Source organism: Paenibacillus sp. YAF4_2 (assembly GCF_052113225.1).
Classification (GTDB): Bacteria; Bacillota; Bacilli; order Paenibacillales; family Paenibacillaceae; genus Pristimantibacillus.
Genome location: NZ_JBFRCT010000015.1, coordinates 114878 through 138637 on the forward strand (window position 1 = coordinate 114878; position 23760 = coordinate 138637).

Here is a 23760-nt window from a genome sequence, read left to right on the forward strand (position 1 = left end):
ATAAATTACTAGTAGTGAGTGTAACCTATTGCCAATCTTTATATCCAATGTGAGGAGCGAATGACCTTGACGATGGGAGATCGCCTAAAGGAGCTGCGCCAGCAAAGAAGCTTGTCGCAAGAGATAGTTGCACAATCCATCGGCATCACGCGATCCGCTTACAGCCACTACGAGATCAACAACCGGCAGCCCGTTTATGAGACTTTGATTAAACTCGCGGCTTTTTTTGAAGTCACCACGGATTATATTATCGATGGCGATGCGCGAGGTGCGGAGTCTCCATTTGCAGCGGATACGTTTGAAATCATTCGGCTGCTGAACACCATGGACGAGGACAAACGCAAAGTATCAATCGACAAAATGCTGGATGCTATTCGAGAGTCTTAAATAGCCGCTGTCTGCAGGACTAGCGGCTGTTAAGCCTCTTTCGTCCTGTAACAGCCATCACCAGGCACACAACGGCAAATCCTGCTGCGTAATCACCTATAATATCGCTTGCATAGTGAACGCTGAAGTACAGACGGGAAGCTCCCATTAAAATAATAAGCGCCACAGCGACAACCGTAACCAAGCGCTTAGTTATACGATTAAGCCCTCTGTCTTGAATAATCCATATGGCCGCCAAGCTGTACATAACGATCGCCAGCATCGCATTGCCGCTCGGAAAGCTGGATCCATCCGCCTCAATCCCCCAAGCCGCTACCGGCCTTGCACGATCAAATCCCGATTTGATAAGTGTGTTCACTACATAAGCCGCAGCTACCCCCGAAATCAGCAGCACTGCTCCTTTCCACCCTTGTCTCCATGCAAGCCATATGGCTAAAACAAGAGTAATAACAATGATGCCTATTGTTGAGCCCAGTGACGTAATGGCTTGAAATACATCCGTCAACGCTCCACTATGTATACTCGCAAACCAATCTGCTACTGACGCATCAAACGATGAGGCCTTCGAGCGTGCAGCCATCATCGCTACCCCTATAAATAGCAGCATACTTACAGTTAAACCAATTAACCACCCTTGTTTTCGAATAATAGGTACCCTCCTAAAAAGAATTGACACGTGCTTTTGTGGCGATTCTTACGACGTAAGCATTAACTTAAAAGAATTGTCACGTGCTTTTTGTGGCGATTCTTACGACGTAAGCTTCATCCTAATTGCTTCATTCTGTACGCTTCGTTATAATAGTCGAAGACTTCATTATAATACAACGAAAATTATACACCAAGGAAGGATCACTATAACATGTACTTAGCAGATAAATGGACCGACTATGAGGTCATCGACACAGGGGCTGGAGACAAGCTTGAACGCTGGGGGCAATATATTCTCCGCCGTCCGGATCCACAGATTATTTGGCCTATCGCCAATGAATCCGGTGCTTGGAAAGAAGCTGACGGACATTATCATCGCAGCTCCTCCGGCGGTGGACAATGGCAATTCAAATCCAGCCTGCCTGAACGCTGGACGATCACTTACGGCGAGCTGAAGTTCCACATCAAACCAACAAGCTTCAAGCATACTGGTCTGTTCCCTGAGCAAGCGGTGAACTGGAGCTGGATGATGGACAAGATCCGTTCGGCTGGACGTCCAATCCGTGTATTGAACCTATTCGCCTACTCCGGCGGTGCTACGGTTGCCGCTGCAGCTGCTGGTGCTGATGTCGTGCATGTGGATGCCTCTAAAGGTATGGTTCAGTGGGCAAAAGAAAACGCACAATTGTCCGGCCTTGAAAGTGCTCCAATCCGATATATTACGGACGACGTATTTAAATTCGTACAACGTGAGCAGCGCCGCGGCCGCCAATATGATGCGATCATTATGGACCCGCCTTCATACGGACGTGGACCTAACGGCGAAACCTGGAAGCTCGAAGAGAATTTGTATCCATTCCTCGAATTCTGTACGACGATTTTATCGGATAACCCATTGTTCATGCTGATTAACTCGTACACAACTGGTCTATCTCCATCTGTTCTTCACAATTTGCTCCATACAACAATGAAGAACAAATTTGGCGGCGTCATCAACTGTGGCGAGATTGGTCTTCCTATCACACAATCCGGCCTGAACTTGCCTTGCGGCATCCTAGGACGTTGGGAGTCGGAATAATGACCGGTAGCTTGAGCCCGGTTATTCCGGTGCTGTACGAAGATAATCATATCATTGCCGTAGTCAAGCTCCCTGGTATCCCTTCTCAAGAGGATGAGACCGGGGATCCTGACATGCTGACGCTGATTAAACAGGATTTGAAAATCCGTCATAACAAGCCGGGGAACGTATTCCTCGGCCTTGTTCATCGACTTGACCGCCCGGTTGGAGGCGCTATGCTGTTCGCCAAAACCTCTAAGGCAGCCTCCCGCTTATCCGAAGCGGTACGTAGTCGTACATTCGGGAAAACCTATATTTGTGTTGTTCACGGCAAACCTGCTAAGCAAGAGGATCGGCTCCGACACTATATCTGGAAAGACGCCAAGCGTAATCAGGTAACCGTCTATAAGGATCCAACACCCGAAGCAAAAGAAGCCATTCTGGAATATAGAGTGTGTGCTGAAGCCGGAGGCTACTCTCTCATCGCTGTGAAGCTGCATACGGGCAGATCACATCAGATTCGTGCCCAAATGGCGTATATCGGCTGTCCTCTCGTTGCAGACCGTAAATATGGAGCACCTAACACGGCTAATGTATCCGATATTGCACTGTGGTCAACTTCCGTTGAGGCTCCACATCCGGTCACGAAGGAACGCCAATGCTTCCGCTCCATCCCGTATGGTTCACCGGCTTGGTCCTGGTGGACAAGTGAACAGCTTGAGGAAGCATCCAAAATGTTCCTATAAAGGAGTGATTAGACCTTCATGCGCAGAATGCGAAGCAAGAAGCGCTTGACTATTCATTTTATTCTTTTATTACTATCAGCTGCTGGAATTCTATTTATTCTAGCAACTACGTTGAGGCAGGATACTCATGTTACAGATACCGCCTCGAATCTGCCGCCTACGAGCCAGCCAGTCCAAACGCCAGAGCCAACCATCGTACCAACTGCGACGCCAGAGCCAACACCAACACCGGTGCCAACGCCGCAATACGATGAAGCTGTATGGATGGGTGTTGGCGATATCATGATGCATAAGCCAGAGCTTCCAGGTGCTTATGATAAGAAGACGAAGAAGTACAACTTCAATTATTTCTTTGAAGAAGTAAAGCCAATCCTTGAGCAAGGTGATTGGGTGATGGCTAATCTGGAGACTCCCGTTGCAGGTTCAGCCTATGGCTATACGGGATATCCGAGTTTTAACGCACCTGTAGAGCTGCTGGACGCACTCCAGTATGCCGGCTTTAACATCTTGACCAATGCTAACAATCACTCGCTAGACAAAGGCGATAAAGGGCTTATGCTTACCTTGCAGCATTTGAAAGAGTATCCGTTTGTCTTAAAAGGGACTGCTGAAACACAAGAAGAAGCGGATACCCCTGTTATTGTAGAACATAACGGAATTAAGATGGGACTGCTCGCTTATACATATGGCACAAACGGCATTCCGCTGCCGAAAGGCAAGCCTTATTCAGTCTCTATGATTGACGAGCAAAAAATGATCAATGATATCCATCACTTGAAAGAGCTTGGAGCCGACTTTGTCACGGTCGCCCTGCATTTCGGCATCGAATACCAGACAACGCCTAATGAGGAGCAGAAACAGCTTGCACGCAAGCTTGTAGCTGAGGGAGCAGATATTATTGCCGGCTCTCACCCGCATGTCATTCAGCCTTATGAAGTGCTCGACACTACAGATGCATCTGGTCATGCCAGACAAGGACTTATCATTTATTCTATGGGGAACTTCATATCTGCACAGCGGGGCGATACGAAAGATTACGGTGTGATCTTTAAAGTAACCATTCGAAAAAATAAATCCGACGGCTCGATTGAGCTATCGGATATTGAGTCAACTCCAACCTATGTGCATCGCTACCAGCCGGATAGCTACTATCGATTCCGCATCTTGCCGGTTGAACAGACAATTGCAGCTGCCAGCGACAGCTTACTAACGAAGCAGGATTATGATTCCATGAAGCAGCAGATCAAGGTGCTTCGTAATCGTCTGAGATCCATGCTGAACGTGCAATAAGGCATTATTTATAAGTTAATATTTAAATATGTACTACGCATTAGCAACCTTGCCAAGCAGATATACAAGCAGCTGCTGGTTATGGGAAGATATACGGTCCAGCGATTCACCAATTAATTTGGAACGAATTTCCGTTCCACGCTGGGCCTCACTCTTTCCTTTCTCCGTTACAGTTACCCATACAATTCTTCGATCCTGATTATCTCTTGAACGTTCAATTAATTCATTGCGCTCCATTCGATCAAGCAGCGTTGTAATCGCAGCCGGCGTTGTAGCCAAGTACTGCAGAAGTTCAGAAGGCTTCATCGGTGCATGCTGCAGTAAAATATCCAGCACGTTCAACTGCCCTTCCGTTAGAGGCGCAAGCCCCTCTTCTATACTATCCTTCCAATCTCTTGTCATCTTGGTCCACAGACGAGTAAATTCTTCAGAAACCATAATTACACCCGCTTTCTGTCCAAATCTCTCATTTATACCAATTATAGCATTCGTAAATGTCGAATAAAAGGTTAACCCAATTAATAATTTGAGTCATTAATCGCTATAAAGTCGAACATTATGACAGGAGTAGACATACAATGGCATAGGCGCTTTACCTATACGTCGAAATGGTGTGCGAAGGAGTGATCCCGATGGATGACCAAAAAGCTGAAATCATTCGTAAAATCAAAGCCTACGGCATAATAAAAGACCCACAGTGGCTCGACCGCCCGGATGAGCTGGTACCAATGTGGGTCATGTTTGACGCGATTATTCGATTAATTGAACGCTTTGATCCACCTAACCGCCCTTACGATTGAGCGGATAAATCAGGTTTAACGAAGATCGTGGTAATGACATCATTTTTCTCGACCGGAAGCAGAATCCGCCCGATAGACTTCCGATCCTCGATTGGCGCTTTCTCCGATGATGCCTCAAGCTGGCCGCCAGAGGATGTAAGCGCTATAATGTTCATCTCTTCCTTACAGTAGAGAGCCGATACAAGTGCCGAACCATTTGGCTTCACACGCTTGCCTTCTTTAAACTCAAACGTCTGAACGCCTTTACCGCCTCTGCCTTGTAGCGGATAATCCAATAGCAGCGTACGTTTGGCATAACCCAAATCTGTCACGACCAGTACTTCACCTTCATCATCAGCAACCCAATCGGCTGCAATAAGCTCATCATCTTCTCTTAGCTGCATACCGCGAACGCCTGTTGCAACCCGTCCCATCGGATTCACTTCATGCTCATGGAACCGGATGCTCATACCAAGTTTACTTACAAGAAGCAGCTGTTTTGAACCGTCGCTAAGCATGACACGGATAACTTCATCCCCATCGGCTACCTTCGATGCAGCGATCGCGGTAGAACGTGTCGTCATATATTCCTTTAGCTCAGTCCGTTTCACTTGCGCACGTTTTGTTACAAAGACAAGTGATGCGCCAGGCACATTGAAATCTTTAACCGGAATGATAGCTACTATGGAATCATCTTTCGGAATCGGTACAATATTGACAACAGCCGTACCGGTATCCTTCCACTTGAACTCTGGAATCTGATGAACAGGAAGCATATAATATTGTCCCTTGCGTGTGAACAGCAGCAAGTTATCAATCGTGTTCACTTCATATACGCTGCTGATCGCATCGCCGTCCTTCACTCCTGCTGTTTGCAAGTCTCCGCCAGAACGAGTGAATGACAAGATGCTTGTCCGCTTCATATAACCTTCTTCACTGAGGGTAACGATTACGTCTTCCGACTGCACCATAACCTCGAGGTTCACCTTCAGCTCTTCCACTTCGCCGCGGATCGACGAACGGCGGTCAATGCCAAATTTGTCGCGGATTTCAATAAGTTCGTCTTTAATAACACCTAGCAATTTCTTCTCGCTCTCCAGAATGGATCGCAGGTAAGCAATCTTCTTCTGCATTTCCTTAAGTTCTTTTTCAAGCGATGTAATCTCGAGATTCGTCAGACGGTATAGCTGGAGTGTCAGGATCGCATCGGCTTGACGCTCGGAGAAGTCGTATTTAGCAACCAAGTTATTTTGTGCATCAGCACGGTTCTTCGAGGCTTTAATCGTTGCAATGACCTCGTCGAGGATATTCAGAGCTTTCACAAGCCCTTCTACCACGTGTGCACGCTCTTCAGCTTTCTCTAGATCATATTGGGTACGATGTGTGACAACTTCCTTCTGATGGGCAATATAAGCGCTTAGAATCTGTTTAATACCCAGCTGTTGAGGTGCCTTGTTCACAATCGCAACCATATTGAAGTTATAAGTCACTTGAAGATCAGTTTTCTTCAGCAAATAAGCCAGAATCCCGTTCGCATCGGCTTCCTTCTTCAGCTCCACGACAATACGCAGGCCATTACGGCCGCTCTCGTCTCGTACTTCAGAGATCCCCTCGACCTTTTTCTCAAGACGAATATTTTCCATCGCGCTGACAAGACGAGATTTGACGACTTGATACGGAATTTCCGTTATCGTAATCTGTTGACGTCCGCCTCGTACATCCTCAATCTCAACCTTCGAGCGGATATGGATTCGGCCTTTACCTGTTGTATAAGCCTCGCGGATTCCTTCCTCGCCCATAATAACGCCGCCTGTCGGGAAATCGGGGCCTTTCACGATGCCCATCAAATCTTCTACGGGCATATCCGGACGAGCCATGACTGCGATGCAGGCATCAATCGTCTCCCGCAGGTTATGCGGTGGAATTTCCGTTGCGAAGCCTGCCGAAATCCCGCTTGTGCCATTCACAAGCAGGTTCGGATAACGAGATGGCAGTACAACCGGCTCTTTCGTTGTGTTATCAAAGTTATCTTTAAATTGAACGGTCCGTTTATCAATATCCCGCAAAATCTCCATAGCGATAGGCGACAAACGCGCCTCCGTATAACGCATCGCCGCTGCAGGATCATCGTCCATCGAGCCCCAGTTGCCGTGTCCATCTACGAGGACATGGCCCATTTTCCAAGGCTGTGCCATACGTACCATACCTTCGTAGATCGAAGAGTCACCATGAGGATGGTAATTACCCATTACGTCACCGACGGTCTTCGCTGATTTGCGGTACGGCTTATCAGGTGTATTGTTCGAATCATACATCGCATACAGGATACGGCGTTGCACCGGCTTAAGTCCATCCCTAACGTCCGGAATGGCGCGGTCCTGAATGATATATTTCGAATAACGGCCGAAGCGGTCACCTACGACCTCTTCCAAATACGCCGGTAAAAACTGTTCCAGCATGCCCATGCCGTTACCTCCTATTCAACATATTCTGTGAAATCTACATTTTCGATAATCCATCGTTTACGCGGGTCGACCTTATCGCCCATCAGTGCGGATACGCGGCGCTCAGCCTTTGCTGCATCCTCGATCTGTACCTGAAGCAGTGTCCGAGTCTCTGGATCCATGGTAGTCTCCCACAGCTGATCGGGATTCATCTCGCCAAGTCCTTTATAGCGCTGCAGCTCAAAGTTCTTGCCGAATTCCTTCAGATAGTTCTGCAGCTGCTCATCCGTCCAAGCATAACGAACCGTCTCCAGCTTACCGGATTTGCGCGTAATTTTGTAAAGCGGAGGCTGAGCGATGAAGACCCTTCCGGTATCGATCAGCGGCTTCATATACCGGTAGAAGAACGTCAGCAACAGCACTTGAATGTGCGCGCCATCCGTATCGGCATCGGTCATAATAATAATTTTATTGTAATTGCATTCATCCGCATCAAATTCCGGACCAACGCCAGCTCCAATCGCGGAGATAATTGCTTTATACTCATCGTTCTTCAGAATATCAAGCAGCTTCGCTTTCTCCGGATTCATTGGCTTGCCTTTCAGCGGCAGAATCGCCTGATGCTTCGAATCACGGCCTTGCTTCGCAGAGCCGCCCGCGGAGTCACCTTCGACGATAAACAGCTCGTTCTTCGTGACATCCTTCGACTGTGCCGGTGTCAGCTTGCCGTTCAGATTCGAGCTTTCGCTCTTCTTCTTGCCGCTGCGGATCTCCTCACGTGCCTTACGTGCCGCTTCTCTAGCCCTTGATGCTTGTACAGCCTTCTTAAGGAGCATTTGTGCAACTTGCGGATTCTCCTCAAGGAATACCTGCATTTTATCCGACACAACTGCATCCACTGCGCTGCGCGCCGAAGCACTGCCGAGCTGATCCTTCGTCTGACCGACGAACTCCACCTCGGACATCTTGATATTAATGACGGACATCATGCCTTCACGCAGATCATTGCCCTCGAGATTCTTATCTTTCTCTTTCAGCATCGCTGTTTTGCGGGCATAATCGTTCATGACGCGGGTATAAGCAGTCTTGAAACCGGTCTCATGCGTACCACCGCCGCGTGTCGGGATCGAGTTCACGAAGGATGCGATCGTTTCCGTATATCCATCGTTATACTGAAGTGCCACTTCCACTTCAATCTCGTCCTTTTCCCCTGCGAAATGGACAACCTCGTGAAGGACTGTCTTATCCTCATTCAAAAATTGTACGAATTGGCGTGCGCCGCCTTCGTAATGGAATATATCCTCTTTGCCGCTGCGATCGTCCTTGATCGACACTTTAAGGCCGGAGTTCAGGAAAGCAATTTCCTGCAGCCGTTCTGCAAGCGTATCATAGTTCAGCGATATTCCACCTTGAAAGACACGAGCGTCAGGCTTAAACGTTACTTTCGTTCCCGTACGGTGTGTGTTGCCAGCAATAACAAGGCCCGTTACCGGTTCACCGACATGCTCCTTGCCTTTGTCATCGACCCAATACTCGAAGCGCATTTTATGTATTTTCCCGTCACGAAAAATCTCTACTTCAAGCCATTCGGATAATGCATTCGTTACCGAAGCACCAACCCCGTGCAAGCCGCCGGATTTCTTATATCCGCCGCCGCCGAATTTGCCGCCTGCATGCAGGATCGTGAACACAACCTGCGGAGTCGGAATTCCTGTCTTATGCATCCCTGTTGGAATACCGCGCCCGTTATCCTGTATGGTGACTGCGCCGTTCTTATGCAGTGTCACATCAATTGCCGAACAAAATTTCGCCAAATGCTCGTCCACGGCATTATCGACGATTTCCCAAACCAGATGGTGAAGGCCTGAGCTGCTCGTGCTGCCAATGTACATGCCTGGCCGCTTTCTTACAGCGGTTAAGCCTTCGAGCACTTGTATATCATCGGCCTCATAGTTCCGTTCCGGGGCCGCTGTTTTTGCGAAAGTATCTATATGCTCTGCCATGGGTATGCCTCCTAAATTTTGCGAAGCTTCACGTTACCTTATCTTCAAGCTATTTTAATTCAACTTGTCCCGATTAGTAAAGACGCTAAAGAGAACGTCTGTTAGGAAGTGCGTGCCTCTATCAATATCGGTTAAAGCGCTTGTTGGATTAACAGAATAACATAAATTCGCGTCCCACGCTAAATTATTCATGCACGTAATTGTCATGTTCCATTCATGCTGGTGTAAAAAAGCGGCAGCTTCTCCTCGTTCAAGATCAAGGAAAGCCGCCGCATTGTCGTCTTAATTATCGTATTGAATATGAAGGGATTCTGCTGCTTGACGGGCTAGGTCACGAGCCTCATCCGTATCGTTTGCCGTGCTTAACGCAACAGCCATACGGCGTCCAACCTTTGTCTCCGGTTTGCCAAATACCCGAATTTGTGTATTGGGCAGCGCAAGTGCCGATTCGATTCCGCCAACGCGGAATGAGGACGACTCACGATCCGCTTTCAGCGTGTGTGTCGCCCCAGGTGTCAACAGACGAATAGTTGGGATAGGGAAACCTAGAATTGCGCGTACATGCAGTGCAAATTCAGATAGATCTTGTGTCGCCATGGTTACCATCCCGGTATCATGCGGACGAGGAGAAACCTCGCTGAACAAGACGCCATCTTTCGTAATAAACAGCTCTACGCCGTATAAGCCAAAGCCGCCAAGCTCATCCGTAATACGCAAAGCAATCTCTTCCGCTTGCTTAATTTGCTCCTCTGTCATCGCATGCGGCTGCCAGGATTCGATATAGTCGCCATCCTTCTGAACATGGCCGATTGGTGCACAGAAGCTTGTCCCCGAAACGGAACGGATAGTTAGCAGCGTAATCTCCGATTCAAAGGTAATAAAACCTTCAACGATAATCCGTGCTTTCTTGGCACGTCCGCTTTCCATCGCATAGTTCCAGCAGTTCTCAATGTCAGCTTCCGTCTTGCATACACTTTGCCCTTTACCCGAAGAACTCATAATTGGCTTAATCACACAAGGAAGGCCAATCTCCTTCACCGCTAGCTTCAATTCATCAAGCGAATCCGCGAATTGGTAAGGCGCAGTAGGCAGACCAAGCGTCTCAGCAGCCAGTCGGCGAATACCTTCACGGTCCATGGTAAGACGTGCAGCACGAGCAGTCGGAATGACATTAAAGCCTTCCTTTTCCAGCTCGAGCAGTGTTTCAGTAGCAATCGCTTCAATCTCCGGAACGATAAAATCAGGCTTCTCATCCTCGATGATTCTTCTGATGGCAGCTCCGTCAAGCATATCGGTAACATGGCAACGATGGGCAACCTGCATAGCCGGCGCATTCGCATAGCGGTCTACTGCAATTGTCTCTACGCCTAGGCGCTGTGCTTCAAGTGCAACCTCCTTGCCAAGCTCGCCCGAGCCGAGCAGAAGAAGCTTGCGTGCATTCGTTGACAGTGGTGATCCATACATAATAAAAAAGAACCTCCCGGAAGAATCCAGACTTCGAGGAGATGCCAGCGGCATCCCTCGAGGTCTGGGTTATTTTTCTTCCATTGTGGAGGTTCTTCACTTAAAAATCAATACTACGCCGACAAGAATCGATATTGCGCCTCAATTAGACCGTTATAAATGCCATTCCTTCTGATTAACGCTTCGTGGTTACCCTGCTCGACAATCCGGCCATGATCGAGAACGATAATCTCGTCGGCATTGCGGATCGTAGACAACCGGTGAGCAATCATAAAGGACGTACGGCCTTTTAATAATGCCTTCAAAGCTTCTTGAATTTCCAGCTCTGTCTCTGTATCAATACTTGCAGTTGCTTCATCCAATATGAGAACTCGTGGATCTGCCAGCAAGGCACGGGCGAACGAGAGTAATTGACGCTGACCCATGGAGAGCACGTTGCCGCGTTCCTCTACCTCTGTGTCATAGCCATCAGGCAGTGACATGATGAAATCATGCGCGTGAACAGCTTTTGCTGCCTCAACAATTTCATTGTCGGTTGCGTCCAATCTGCCATAACGGATATTGTCGCGGATCGTTCCAGCGAAGATAAACGTGTCTTGCATAACTAGGCCAACCTGCGAACGAAGACTGTCGATCGTCACATTACGAATATCCTGTCCGTCAATGCGAATACTCCCTTGTACCGGATCATAGAACCTGCACAGAAGGTTAATGATTGTACTTTTGCCCGAGCCGGTATGACCAACAAGCGCAATCGATTGACCAGCTTTGACATCAATTGTTACACCATGCAGAGCGGGACGGCCTTTCTCATATTCGAAAATAATATTATCGAACTTCACATCGCCGCGGATGCTGGCAAGTGGCATGGCGTTACCAAGCTCTCCAACGGTTGGCTCTTCGTCGATAAATTCGAATATACGCTCCGAGGAAGCCATAGCCACAAGCAGCTGGTTATACACTTGACCAAGTCGGTTAATCGGATCCCAGAAGTTTCCCACATAGTTAGCAAAACCTACAAGGAGACCTACTGTTATCTCTTTATGCTCAATTAAGTAAGAGCCGTACCAGAACAGAATAAACGTTCCGATGGCGGAAGTAATTTCGATAACCGGGCCAAACGCTTGGTTAAGCGCTGAGGCCTTGTTCCACGCTTTAACGTTTACGGCGTTCATGTTATCGAAGAAGCGCATGTTTTCTTTTTCCTGTACATAAGCCTGTGTAATCTTCATCCCTTGAATGCTCTCATTAAGATGAGAGTTGATCCGCGACTGCTTCTTCCGAACGTCCTGCCACGCAAACCGAATACGTTTGCGCAGCGTAGACGATACGAGGAACATAATCGGAACAGTAATCATAACCGCAAGGCCCAGCTTGAAGTTCCATACTAGCAGGATTACAACGATACCAACAAGCTGCACGCAGTCCATAAGCGAGTTGACAACACCGTTTGTGAACAAATCCTGCAATGCATTAACGTCATTCGTTACCCGAACAAGCACCGAGCCGGCAGGCCGCTTATCATAGAACCGGAACGAGAGCTTCTGAATATGCTGGAATAGGTGATGGCGGAGATCATAAATGACCTTCTGCCCGATAATGTTTGTGTACTTAATGCGATACGAGTTAGATGCCCATTGAATAATAAACAAAGCAATCATTATCGCTGCAATCGTATACAGCTTGCTGTAGCTAGGATCGCCGCTTGGTGGATCAATCGCTTTGTCAATCGCCATAATGGTTAATGCCGGGATTGTCAGTCGAGTAATGGTACCAATAATCATCGCAATAATAACAGGGATTAACTGGCGTTTGTAAGGCTTCATATAATAGAACAAGCGCCGCATTTGAGCCCAGTTGAACGGTTTCTCGATAGCCTCATCATCCTGATAAATAAACCGTTCTGATTTATCACTTGCATTTTTAATTCTGTCTTTTAATTCTTTATTGGAACTGCTCATTGTACTACGCTCCTTTTCCGCTCCGACTCTGAAGGATTCAAACTCGCAAGCGGCCGATCGGCATACTGAATGTTATACGTTTCGCGATAAGCTCCTTGCTGTGCAATTAATTCATCATGTGTGCCGCGTTGAACGATATGTCCCTTGTCCAGGACAATAATCTCGTCAGCATGGCGAAGCGATGAGATGCGGTGCGCAATAATAAAGGTCGTGCGCCCTGCCATCAGCTCCTTAAAGCCGGCTTGAATCTCATGTTCGGTCTCCATATCCACCGCGCTGGTTGCATCGTCTAAAATAAGAATGCGCGGATTACGGATAAGCGCCCTTGCAATAGCAATCCGTTGCTTCTGACCTCCGGATAAGCCCATCCCTCTCTCGCCGACAATCGTCTCGTACCCAAGCGGGAGCTCCATGATAAAATCATGCGCCTTGGCCATTTTCGCTGCCTTAATAATTTGTTCGTCGGATACATCTCTAACGCCATAAGAGATATTGGTCCGGATCGATGCCGAGAACAGGAAGGTTTCCTGGAATACCGGTGCGATCTGGCTGCGCAGACTTTCCACATCCAAATTCCGAATATCAATACCATCGAGCGTAATCGTACCTTCTTTTACGTTATACGCTCGCATCAGCAGCTGAATAATTGTCGATTTGCCGGAACCGGTTGCCCCTAAGAGGCCAATAACCTTTCCTGCCGGCGCATCAATTGTAATATCGGTCAAGGCAGGAGCTTTGTCCGGATAATTAAACGTTACATGGTTGAAACGGACATGCCCTTTAACGATTTCACTATCCACTTCAACCGCGTTTTCAATGCTTTTGACATGAATATGTGTATTAAGCAGCTCCATCACCCGTTCGCCAGAAGCTTTGGACTGGGTGTAGTTATTAATATGGAAGCCGATGCCCCACATTGGGCCGATAATGTACCAGATTAAGCTGAAGAACGCGACCAATTCACCAAGCGATAAGGTCTTCTGGATTACTAATGTACCGCCAGCAATGAGCAAGATAACAACGCTAAGGTTGGCGAGCAGCTCCATTGAAGGGAAAAACTTCGCCCAGATCGAAGATGCGCCAATCTGGTTCATTTGGTACTGTTCATTGCGCTTCGAGAACTTATCAACCTCATGCGGCTCACGTGCGAATGATTTGACGGTCCGTACACCTGTAATATTCTCTTGTACAGCAGTCGTCAGATTACTCATCGCTTTACGCATTTCGCGGAAGGCTGGATGGATTCTTTTCTCAAATCGAATCGCTGTAAATGCAAGAAACGGAATGGTGACGAGCGTAATTAGCGTCAGCCTCCAATCAATCGACATCATCATGGCTCCGCCAAACACGATCATGAGCACTACGTTCAAGATTTGCGCAAAGCCAAAGCCGATAAATTGACGGATTGCTTCAAGATCTGCCGTCAGTCTGGACATCAAATCGCCTGTCTTCGCTTTGTCATAATATTGGAATGAAAGCGTTTGAAGTTTGTCGTAACAGGCGTTACGAAGCCGGAATGTCACCCGGTTGCCAAGTCTTCCGCCAAAAAATCCGTGTAAAAACTGCATTAAGCCTTTGAATGTGACTACCCCAACAACGGAGAGGGCCAGCATCGGCACTTTGTCAAAGTCCCTGGGTGTAATGACATCATCGATCAAATAACGAAGCAGGTTCGGATAGACCAGACCAAGCGCTGTCGCACACATCAGACAAAAAATTGATGATAGCAGATACTTCCGCTCAACCCAATAAAACCGTTTCAATTGCCTAAAGACGTCCAAGTAAAATCCATCTCCCCGTTCTTTATTGTTTAAAGTTTTTCTACAGAATGCAGCCAGCTCCGGCGCGGATAAGAACACGATAAAGCCGTTGCACCTTTGTATGTGATGAATATTAGCAGGTACTGCCATTACCCGGCAAACGGTAGATAATCACGTATATTTACCTGAAACCGCCGATTATGGCGAATTAGAAAAGATTAACGGGGTATCCTCCTAAATAATCAAAAATCAACCTAGATGTGTGGCAATTCCTCCATTTTTGCACAGAAACACACAAATATATGTAAAATAGGGCAAACCCACACAATACAATAAAGACGCAGCCCTATGACCAAATGGGCTGCGTCTTTTAAGTATTGTTACATTTTCTTCCTCGCGTATAATGATTGTTATGACTAATCGAGGAGGTACAACTTAATGGATAAGCAAAAAGCCATGCTGCTCGGACAATTTCTTAAGTCACGCAGAGAGAAATTGAATCCTTCCGAAGCAGGTCTTCCTCCGGGGTATGGCAAAAGAAGGACACCTGGCCTCCGCCGTGAAGAGGTTGCTCAACTTGCCCATGTCAGTACAACCTGGTATACCTGGCTGGAGCAAGGCCGGGCGTCAACACCATCCAGGCAAGTACTAGACAGTGTCGCCAATGCTCTTCGGCTCAGCAAGAATGAGCATCTTCATATGCTGCACCTTGCTAGCCTGGAGCTTCCAACTCCCGCTCCATCTATGCAGCAGCTCTCGCCTGACATCGATAAAATCATTCATCAGCTTCCTTATCCTGCTTTCATTGCGACAGAACGTACAGAAGTATTGAACTGGAATGAAGCTGCTCGCCGTATCATTTGTGATTTCTCCTCCATACCTGAAGAGGATAGATGTATGGCCTGGCTTACGTTTACAAACGAAGAAATTCGCAAATCAATGCCGGATTGGGAAGAATACGCCCAGTATACAGCTGGCGTTCTTCGTGGACGCTACGAAAAGAATCTAACCGATCTGGTATTTCATAAGCTGATTGACCGACTAAGTAGTGCAAGTTCGGAATTTCACAAGTTATGGTCAACGCACGATATTATGGATAAGACGATTAAGACGATTCGGCTTTATCATCCTGAAGCTGGGTTACTCTCCTTTAACATAAACTCCTTCTCGCAAATTAATGGGAATGGCACTGCACATTGCTGTGTGTATATTCCAACGGAAGGAACTGATACGAATGAAAAATTACAAATGCTCCTCCGTCGATAAGTATTTACCTTGTCTCTGTCAGGAGCCTACTTTTAAAACGATTTTCCCTGTTGATCTTCTTTCCTCAATCTGTTTATGGGCTTCCCAGGCATTGTGCAGCGGTAAAAGATCCGTAACATCTACCTTTACTTCCCCTCTAGCAACCAAAGCTAGAGCTTTGCGCGCGGAATCCGCCACGAGCTGGGGAGCAACCATACTCAATAGCTGAAGATTAAAGCCTAATACGGCTTTACTTGAAAACCACAATGCATTGAGCGATTGCTTCACATCTTCGGCGTCACTTGCGTTCCCCATTGCAATCAGCCGTCCAAGCGGCTTAAGCAGCTGCAGTGAGGATTCACGCATACTGCCGCCAACCGGATCAACAACAATGTCAACCCCTTGTCCACCTGTGAGCTTCTTCACCTGATCTTCAAACTCTCCCCGTAAAAACACTGCATCATAACCAAGACTCTTGGCATATGCAATCTTTTCCACACTTCCAACAGTTCCAATAACAAGCCCGGCACCCAGCGATTTGGCTACCTGGCCAATCGCACTGCCTACACCTCCTGCAGCAGCATGGACCAACACGGTTTCCCCTTGCAGCATGCGTGATACATTCGAAATAATCATATATGCTGTCGTTACATTCGACGGGAATGCAGCCGCACTAATCATGTTTATCGCCTGATCCCCCGCTTCAGCGAGCGGGAACACAAGATCAGACGGCACTTTTACAACCTCCGCATAACCACCTCCACCTACAATGGAAAGTGCCGCAACCTGCTGACCAACATGTAACCCCTTAACTTGCTCTCCTACTTCACGAATGGTGCCAGACACTTCAATTCCCGGTACGAAAGGAAGTGGCAGATCCTGTACAACCCCTTTACGGAATAATACTTCGGCATAATTAACACCTGCATATGCCACATCTATCGTTACTTCGAATGGTCCCGGCAAAGGAACCTCCACATTCGTAAGGGTCAATACTTCTGCTTCTCCAAATTGAGGAATGATCATTGCACGCATCAATAGCGCCTCCTTGTTCTTGTCATCTTCACTTTCATTATGAAAAAAACAAAGGTAAGCAGCCAGTTGGCAGTTATACAGGTATTGGGAATAACAGGCAGAACGGAATGATCATTTTATTAATATCCTCAGCAGAAGATCTTTTTCCGGGAGAATAAAGGATTCTCCAAACATCAGTTTGAAGGAAGCAATGCCTTGGGTTGCGGATATAAAAGTGACAGCCAGCTGAAAAGGATCTCCCTGGACACATTCACCTGTTTTCTGTCCCTCTCGAATAAGCACTTCCAAATTTTTGATCGCCAGCACTATCGGGTATCAAAGCAAAGGAAAAGGACCTGACCTGCTTATTATTCACGGTGCTCTCAGTGATTCCAGTCACTTCACAACGTTAGCTAATGAATTAGCTGAAACTTACAGGGTTCACCTGATGGATCGGCGTGGACGTGGGATGAGCGGCCCTCAAGGTCCGGAGTATTCAATGAAAAAAGAATGCGAAGATGTTGCTGCCGTGCAGCAAGCCACTCAAGCACAAATGGTATTTGGACACAGCTACGGAGGGCTCGTTGCCTTGGAGACCGCTCGATTATTTAATTTTTTCTCGAGCATCGCCTTGTATGAACCTGGTGTTGTTCTCCAAACTCAGCCTGAAGAATGGAACTGGTTATTAGATTATGAAAAGGCGATTCAGAAGAAAGATAATCGGAGTGCGTTCGCTCATTTTGTCCAAGGGGCTGGCCATTCTCCCCTATCCAAGCTGCCTTTATGGTACGCAAAATTAATGCTCAGACTTTTTATTCGTGGAGAGCATTGGAGAGGGCTTGAAGCGCTGCTGCAGCAAAATTTGTTGGAGCATAAGGAAGTGAAACGACTGGCAGAAACTTATCACCATTATCAGCCTTTACAGGCTGAGGTTCTGCTTGCATATGGAGGTAAAAGTCCACAAGCCGTCAAGGATATGATCCATACCCTAAACAACACGATCACAAAGTCAGAAGTTATAGAGATACCTCAATTGGAGCATTTATCACCAGAAAATCGCTATGAACCGTTAAAGGTTGCAGCGCTCATTAAACCGTTTTTTAATCGTTGATGAGAGCTTGAACACTAGTTTCCCGCCAAATTACCAAGATCTATTGAGATAAACGAACGCAACATATCCCAGCTGGTACTCGTTATCCTTATAACGGGGGGATTAAGATTATAAAGCTGCTGTTAACGATTGTTTTTTCCTTTTTGTTTCTATCAGGTTGTACGGAAGGTAATAATCAAAAGCATGTCATGCCTGCAGAAATGCCCGAGGATTTCAATTTCTCCGTCAGCTTCGGTTATGGCGAAGTAAACAAGAATGAAATTAACACCTATACTCATAAGGTCACAAAGGATCTCATTACGAAAGGCACAGCCGCTGCAGACCTTACTTTTAGTAATGATGAGTTGCAGAGTATTTACGCCAAGATGAAAGAGCTCAATATCATGGAGACAAAAGATTTTACAGGACAAGAAGGCTGCTCCAAGACACCTAGTAATACGGATAGCTGGAGAGCAACTGTTAATGGTGAAACGAAATCATTCTCGTGGACGGATGAACATTGCACGGTCTCAGACGAGGCAAAACAATTATTTGAATTAAGAACATACATTCAACATCTTGTTGAAGGCAAAGACGCTTATAAAGCGTTACCAGCGGCTGTAGGTGGTTATGATTAAGTTGTATCCTAGGGTACCTGTCAACATGGGCTTTTCGCTAACGAACCCTGATATTCTTATTAGTCAAAATACTGCAGCTTCTAGATTCTAACGAATCGCTATAACGTTCTTTGACTAATCGGAGGCAAAATGATGCCTCAAAATACAGAATAACGTTATGAGGATTCGTTACACTTGGAAAACCCGCCATTTTGAGCAAATAGCTTTATCTCGATTCGTTAGACATGTTCATGCAGTTATAGCAGATTAACAGCAACAGCCCCGGATATTTTGATCCAGGGCTGTTCCTTTTTTATTTGATACAGGTGGTTATTACGACCACTGTTGAAGCAGAAGCTTTGCAGTCGAAGTTAGGTTTTTAACAGCATCGTCTGACACCTTGTCTTTGTCTGAACGTTTCTCAAGCTGGGATAAGAACTTGTCAATAAAATCAGCGGCCTTGTCCATCGAACCTTTATCGTACTGCTGCTCCGCTTGCTTGAGCGAATTAGACAACTGACTTGCAATAGCTCCTTTTACGCTTCCGTCATCCATATATCCATCCAGCTTGTCCTGCAAGCTGTTGAACAGACTGGGAGTGAAGCTTTTGGAATCGGTACGTTAGCGAAATTCGTGTCTGAAGCAAAGTAGAAGCTGGTATATGACGGCTGGTTGTAGGCCGTATTTTGGCGTGCCACTTCAGCTCTGTATTGCGGATCATGCATCAAAGTGTACATCTTTCTATCGGTTAACTCGGTGCTCAGGTAAATTCGGATCGCACTGCTGTCTGCCGTACGGACAAGCAGCTCCTCGCGCCAGTCTCCAAAAATATCGGCTACAAGCGATGGATTGCCTTTCGTATAGTTGTTCGTGAGCGTTCCGGTTGCTTTCAAAAGTGTGCCTCTTGTCCAATCTTCAATGGTAGGCGTAACATCAATCGCACCGTTTACAATTTGTGTAGACATATCTCCTGCCCACTTGATACTCATATTCGTACCTGGCGCTGTGTTCCCCAGTTTTTGACCGTCTGCCGACCAGAGCCCTACTGCCCATGTTTCCAAACCTGGCTTAGCCCGATCCACATCGCCAATCATGCCGCGTCCAGTATCTTTGCCTGTGTAGCCGCCGTAAATCACTTTGCCGGTCTTCGCATCGCGAAGCGAGTAGCCATAAGGGGCGTAGGCACCTCCCTCATGAACCATGAATATCTCGAGGCCTGGACGATTCGGATCAATATCCGTTACATGGAGCGCATCACCATGCCCAAGTCTCGCGATGGTTCCAGGCGCTGCGCTTTGCGGCGGCATAACATCCATCGAGCTGTACAGCAGACTTCCATCATGGTCGATCGTAGCGGAGCCATAGACAATTTCCTGCTTGCCGTCCCCGTCTACATCTGCTGCACTAAGGGAATGCGCCCCTTGTGTCGTCAACGTCCCAAACTCCGGATCTGTACCGTCTCTGCCATGAGGACCATCGTTGAACGGATTAGTCATTGGGGTAAAACCGCTGTCTACATACCAATTCTCCTTAAGATGTTTACCATCCCACCCGTAAGATACGAGGGTTGATCTCGTATAGTATCCGCGTGCGAATACGGCTTATGGATTCTGTCCATCCAAGTAGGCTACGCCAGAAAGGAAGCGGTCTACCCGGTTGGCAGGCTCGATGCGGCCCATTGCGTAATCTCCCCACAACAGCCCATCATCCTCACGAGCAGTCTTGAACGGAATCGTCTCAAGCTCCTTGCCCGTCTCACCTTCGAATACGGTCAAATATTCAGGTCCGTCCACGATAAAGCCCTCAAATTCACGCAGCTTATTATTGACGCTCCGGCTTGGCGCATACACATCCATGAAGTAGTCCGTCAGGCTTTGAGCATCTTCAAGTGATAACGGATAGCTGTATTTCGGCGCGATGCCAAAACATTCTTCCAGCGTCTTCGGCCAGCTGCCGTTCTTCACTTCTTCCCGATCACTCCAGCCCATGAACATATCCACGACATGATCATAATAGCCATCAGCACTCAAGCGATAATCGTCTTCATTGCTATAACCGGCTTTAATATCTGCTTTCGGCATCGTAATATATTTTTCGGATACGACTTTTCCATCGTTGCCGTAATTAATTATCTTAGTGCCTGGTGCCGTCTTAAACATCATTTCGGATTTGCCGTCACCATCAAAATCATAAACGAGAAACTGGGTGTAATGCGCTCCTGAGCGAATATTTACACCAAGATCGATCCGATAGAGCAGCTTCCCTTCAAACGTATAACAATCGATATAGGTTTTGCCCGTATAACCCCGCTGCGAAACATCTTTGGAATTGGACGGATCCCATTTGACGAAAAACTCATATCGTCCGTCGCCGTCAACATCTCCTACGCTCATATCATTAGCCGAGTACGTATAAGCTTCGCCTTTGGGAGTTACACCATCCGCAGGTTTGTTCAGCTTCAGATCATAATAGGCATCCGCCCATGGCTGTACGGCAGCACTCTGGTCCGTCTCCGCCCCAGCTGTAACTGCCGACACGTAATACTTGGATGAAGCTGTACCAGCAGTGTCCAGATAGTTCGTGCTATCCGTCACCGTAGCAATCTTTTCCCCATCTCGATACACATTAAATGCGGGGCCAGTAAGACCTTTCTCTGTACTGCCCGTCACCTCATAAGATAACAGCCTCCAGCTGACAAAAACACCTTGGGATGTCGTTGCAGCTACAAGCCCACGGTCCAAATATTCTAATTGCACGCGTCCCTTGCCCCCCTCCGACTGTTGATTGGAATCGGAACCTTGGGCCGATACCGACGCGGCTCCTGACATCGTAAGTGATATGGCTAAGACACCTGTCATGACTTTTCGCAATGCTTTTTCACCGTTTAATCGCTTCGTCATTTAACTTCTTCCTCCTAGCGCAAATGTGGTGATAAAAACGCTTACAAAAGCTAACGAAACTAAGCCTCCTCCTTTATCCCTAGTAAAGGAATAATTGGTAATTGACCCCTTCATTATAGGAGAGCGTGTGTAAAATCCCAGTAAAAAAACAGTGTTTTTCGGTCAAAAACCCGACTATATCAGCGTGTATCCCCGGTTAATGTCAACACATGAAAGCACTTCACCACCAACGTTGGATTGTCTTCTGGCGAAGTGGTTCCAATGTAATGTGCTGGATCAGCATCCAAAGAACCAGCTGTAACAAAAGAAAAAGCCCACAACGGCTAAACAAGCCATTGTGGGCAATAAGGAATAAATGCGATAGACATTAAGCTATTGTTGACGATTGAAGGACGAGAATCTGCTCATGAAGCTGACGAAGCTGCTCCGTATCCGCTTCGTTGGATAATGATCTTTGCATACCGGATACATAGCGGGACAGATCCTCAGCTAATGCAGCACCAGTCTCATCCGCTGATTGTCTCCATAAGCCCGTGTATAAGCCCGACCAGCTGTCGATATGCTCATTCATCCACTGTTGAAGCGCTGGAGAAATAGACGTCTCCAGCTCTTTTCGGAGCAGCGCTTTGCCTTCTCCCTCAAAGAAATGACGAGGCGATTTAAAGCGAGCCCACAGCCATTTGGCATCCACACCTGTCATCTGCCATTCGGAAGCAGCATCTGGCGTTGGGAGATCTTTGGCTGTGTAAGCAGCGCTGCTGTAGCCATCAATCAGTGATTCCAGTTGTTCAGTCAAAGCAGCATACTGCTTCTTCAGAAGACTGTTTAATTTGCGATCCACGCGAAGCGTAGTAGCCTGCAGCTCCTGCGACAGTTCCATTTGTACCTGGCGCTGCAGCTCAAGCCATGCGGTCCAGATCATTTTGCGCAAATCACGACCGTCATCCTGAAGGGTTGAAGGATTAAATGCAAAATTATAAAACTCGCCAAACCGAAGCTGAATCCGCTGAATGACATAAAACAGAAGCTCATTAAGCTCCTGAAGCAGCTGCGCTGGCGGATCATTTTCCTGGAATGCTGCAATATTGCTATTAGCCTCGACTTGAAGTTTCCCAAGCCGCTTACTCTCGGCCAGACGGGAAGCTGCATCGCCCGTTGCGCTTTTCAGCCATCCTGAAACGGTAGAAGATGCTCTCGTAATTTCCTGCTCAGCAGCATCAACAGCCAGCTTACCTAGATCATTCTGCACGAAGCTGAGGAACGATTGCTCAAAGGCCTCAATCCCGGACTGCTCAAGCAGCACTGCATTGCCTTCCACCTTCCCATCCAGACCCTGTAGGCTGGATACCGGGAACAAACGAGGATTACGAATACCGTGCTGGAGCAGATTGGTCTCCACATGGCTCAGCACGCCTGTGAGTTCCTCAGCATCGGCTGCAAGGTCAGCAGCGTTAACTAGGAAGAACATTTTATCCAGTTCAAACTGATCCTTCACTCGTCCAAGCTGCATCAGGAATTGACGGTCCGCTTGCGAGAAGGCATGGTTGTAATAGGTAACGAACAGAACGGCGTCCGCGTTCTTAATATAGTTGAAGGCCACACCTGTATGACGGGCATTAACAGAATCGGCACCTGGTGTATCTACGAGTACGATGCCCTGACGTGTCAGGGGGCAGTCATAATGAAGCTCGATCTCGCTGACAAAGCAGGAACGCGATTCCTCAGCAACAAATTTCTCGTATTCCTCTTGTGATACAGAAATTTGAGTGCCAAGCAGCGCTTCATGCGCCTCCCAGCCCTTACGTGCTGCACGAAGGAAGCTGTAATGCGGCCGTCCGCCGGCATGAATAGCATCTGGCGTCAGCATATCAATCGCCAGCATGATAGCCGATGCATTCGGAAGTGCTGCAACAGATGCGTCCTCGCCAAGCAAAGCGAGCGAATAGCGCAAGTCTTCTACAATGGCGTCATGAGACTTCATGACGACAAGAGCTGTGCCATGCTCGTGCTCCGCCGTTGGCGGCACGAGACGGTTGATGGCTGCGGTCGTCGGGTTCGGCGACACCGGCAGTACAGGCTCGCCGAGCAAGGCGTTGGCGAGCGAAGATTTACCCGCGCTGAATGCACCAAACAGCGCGATGGTGAACCGGCTATCCCGCAGCCGGTTCGCTTTGTCGCGCATCGCGTCCGCAGAGGCGGACAGCGGCGCGTAAGGCGCGAGCAGCGAAGCCGCTCGCTCTAGCCGCGCAGCAGCGCCATGCTGCTGCGCGAGCGCTTCGCCGCCCGCTAGTGCGGCGCCTGCCTGCGGCGCAGCTGCGCGGGCGCCCGCAGCGCGCGGCTGCGCGGGCGCGCCAG

17 protein-coding genes and 1 pseudogene are annotated in these 23760 nt (G+C 47.7%); 8 read left to right on the forward strand and 10 right to left on the reverse strand.

Going from position 1 to position 23760, the window contains the following annotated elements:
• Positions 1–72 precede the first annotated feature (72 nt).
• A complete protein-coding gene (locus AB4Y93_RS26890) occupies positions 73–387 on the forward strand; it encodes a helix-turn-helix domain-containing protein (RefSeq protein WP_415639830.1) in 315 nt (104 codons plus the stop codon).
• A 19-nt stretch (positions 388–406) separates the two neighbouring features.
• Here AB4Y93_RS26890 and AB4Y93_RS26895 read toward each other — a convergent pair whose 3' ends face one another.
• Positions 407–970, reverse strand: a complete 564-nt coding sequence (locus tag AB4Y93_RS26895) for a phosphatase PAP2 family protein (protein ID WP_441896669.1) — start codon at positions 968–970, stop codon at positions 407–409.
• A gap of 276 nt (positions 971–1246) precedes the next feature.
• On the opposite strand from AB4Y93_RS26895, the gene AB4Y93_RS26900 reads away from it, so the two are divergent.
• From AB4Y93_RS26900 to AB4Y93_RS26910, 3 genes are read left to right on the forward strand one after another with little or no spacing between them, the layout of a single operon-like run.
• Positions 1247–2113: a class I SAM-dependent methyltransferase gene (locus tag AB4Y93_RS26900; protein WP_167273400.1), complete on the forward strand. Its 867-nt coding sequence runs from the start codon at positions 1247–1249 to the stop codon at positions 2111–2113.
• On the forward strand, positions 2113–2838 hold the full coding sequence (locus AB4Y93_RS26905; protein WP_441896671.1) for an RluA family pseudouridine synthase: 726 nt from the start codon (positions 2113–2115) through the stop codon (positions 2836–2838). The genes AB4Y93_RS26900 and AB4Y93_RS26905 overlap by 1 nt, the downstream gene beginning before the upstream one ends.
• A gap of 18 nt (positions 2839–2856) precedes the next feature.
• Positions 2857–4128, forward strand: a complete 1272-nt coding sequence (locus AB4Y93_RS26910; protein WP_441896673.1) for a CapA family protein — start codon at positions 2857–2859, stop codon at positions 4126–4128.
• A gap of 33 nt (positions 4129–4161) precedes the next feature.
• On the opposite strand, the gene AB4Y93_RS26915 is transcribed toward AB4Y93_RS26910, so the two are convergent.
• The gene (locus AB4Y93_RS26915) at positions 4162–4566 is read right to left on the reverse strand and encodes a MarR family transcriptional regulator (protein ID WP_167273386.1); all 405 of its coding nucleotides are present in this window, start codon (positions 4564–4566) and stop codon (positions 4162–4164) included.
• A gap of 194 nt (positions 4567–4760) precedes the next feature.
• Between AB4Y93_RS26915 and AB4Y93_RS26920 the strand changes: the two genes are divergently transcribed.
• Positions 4761–4928 (forward strand): hypothetical protein, encoded by a 168-nt coding sequence (locus AB4Y93_RS26920; RefSeq protein WP_164775626.1) that lies wholly within the window; start codon positions 4761–4763, stop codon positions 4926–4928.
• Here the strand turns inward: AB4Y93_RS26920 and parC are convergent.
• The 5 genes from parC to AB4Y93_RS26945 all read right to left on the reverse strand — a co-directional run bounded on the left by parC (position 4919) and on the right by AB4Y93_RS26945 (position 14560).
• Entirely contained in the window at positions 4919–7372 is a 2454-nt protein-coding gene (gene parC, locus AB4Y93_RS26925; RefSeq protein ID WP_441896675.1) for a DNA topoisomerase IV subunit A, read from the reverse strand. The genes AB4Y93_RS26920 and parC overlap by 10 nt on opposite strands.
• Before the next feature lie 11 nt (positions 7373–7383).
• The gene (gene parE / locus AB4Y93_RS26930) at positions 7384–9354 is read right to left on the reverse strand and encodes a DNA topoisomerase IV subunit B (protein WP_441896677.1); all 1971 of its coding nucleotides are present in this window, start codon (positions 9352–9354) and stop codon (positions 7384–7386) included.
• 282 nt (positions 9355–9636) lie between these two features.
• Positions 9637–10818 (reverse strand): formate-dependent phosphoribosylglycinamide formyltransferase, encoded by a 1182-nt coding sequence (purT, locus tag AB4Y93_RS26935; protein ID WP_441896679.1) that lies wholly within the window; start codon positions 10816–10818, stop codon positions 9637–9639.
• A gap of 113 nt (positions 10819–10931) precedes the next feature.
• A complete protein-coding gene (locus tag AB4Y93_RS26940) occupies positions 10932–12779 on the reverse strand; it encodes an ABC transporter ATP-binding protein (RefSeq protein ID WP_441896681.1) in 1848 nt (615 codons plus the stop codon).
• Positions 12776–14560, reverse strand: a complete 1785-nt coding sequence (locus tag AB4Y93_RS26945) for an ABC transporter ATP-binding protein (protein ID WP_441896683.1) — start codon at positions 14558–14560, stop codon at positions 12776–12778. The genes AB4Y93_RS26940 and AB4Y93_RS26945 overlap by 4 nt, the downstream gene beginning before the upstream one ends.
• Positions 14561–14977: 417 nt before the next feature.
• On the opposite strand from AB4Y93_RS26945, the gene AB4Y93_RS26950 reads away from it, so the two are divergent.
• Entirely contained in the window at positions 14978–15805 is an 828-nt protein-coding gene (locus AB4Y93_RS26950; protein ID WP_441896685.1) for a helix-turn-helix transcriptional regulator, read from the forward strand.
• An 18-nt stretch (positions 15806–15823) separates the two neighbouring features.
• Here the strand turns inward: AB4Y93_RS26950 and AB4Y93_RS26955 are convergent, their stop codons facing one another.
• Positions 15824–16819: a quinone oxidoreductase family protein gene (locus tag AB4Y93_RS26955; protein ID WP_441896687.1), complete on the reverse strand. Its 996-nt coding sequence runs from the start codon at positions 16817–16819 to the stop codon at positions 15824–15826.
• Positions 16820–17111: 292 nt separating this feature from the next.
• Here AB4Y93_RS26955 and AB4Y93_RS26960 point away from each other — a divergent pair, with 292 nt between their 5' ends.
• Together AB4Y93_RS26960 and AB4Y93_RS26965 are read left to right on the forward strand one after the other, a co-directional pair.
• Positions 17112–17909 carry an alpha/beta hydrolase gene (locus tag AB4Y93_RS26960; RefSeq protein WP_441896689.1) on the forward strand — a complete coding sequence of 266 codons (798 nt, stop codon included), beginning with the start codon at positions 17112–17114 and terminating at the stop codon, positions 17907–17909.
• 188 nt (positions 17910–18097) lie between these two features.
• Positions 18098–18526 carry a hypothetical protein gene (locus AB4Y93_RS26965; protein WP_441896691.1) on the forward strand — a complete coding sequence of 143 codons (429 nt, stop codon included), beginning with the start codon at positions 18098–18100 and terminating at the stop codon, positions 18524–18526.
• A gap of 312 nt (positions 18527–18838) precedes the next feature.
• On the opposite strand, the pseudogene AB4Y93_RS26970 reads toward AB4Y93_RS26965, so the two are convergent.
• Both AB4Y93_RS26970 and AB4Y93_RS26975 read right to left on the reverse strand, forming a co-directional pair.
• Positions 18839–21405, reverse strand: a pseudogene (locus tag AB4Y93_RS26970) (rhamnogalacturonan lyase).
• A gap of 367 nt (positions 21406–21772) precedes the next feature.
• A partial coding sequence (locus tag AB4Y93_RS26975) for a dynamin family protein (protein WP_441896693.1) occupies positions 21773–23760 on the reverse strand: 1988 nt, incomplete at its 5' end.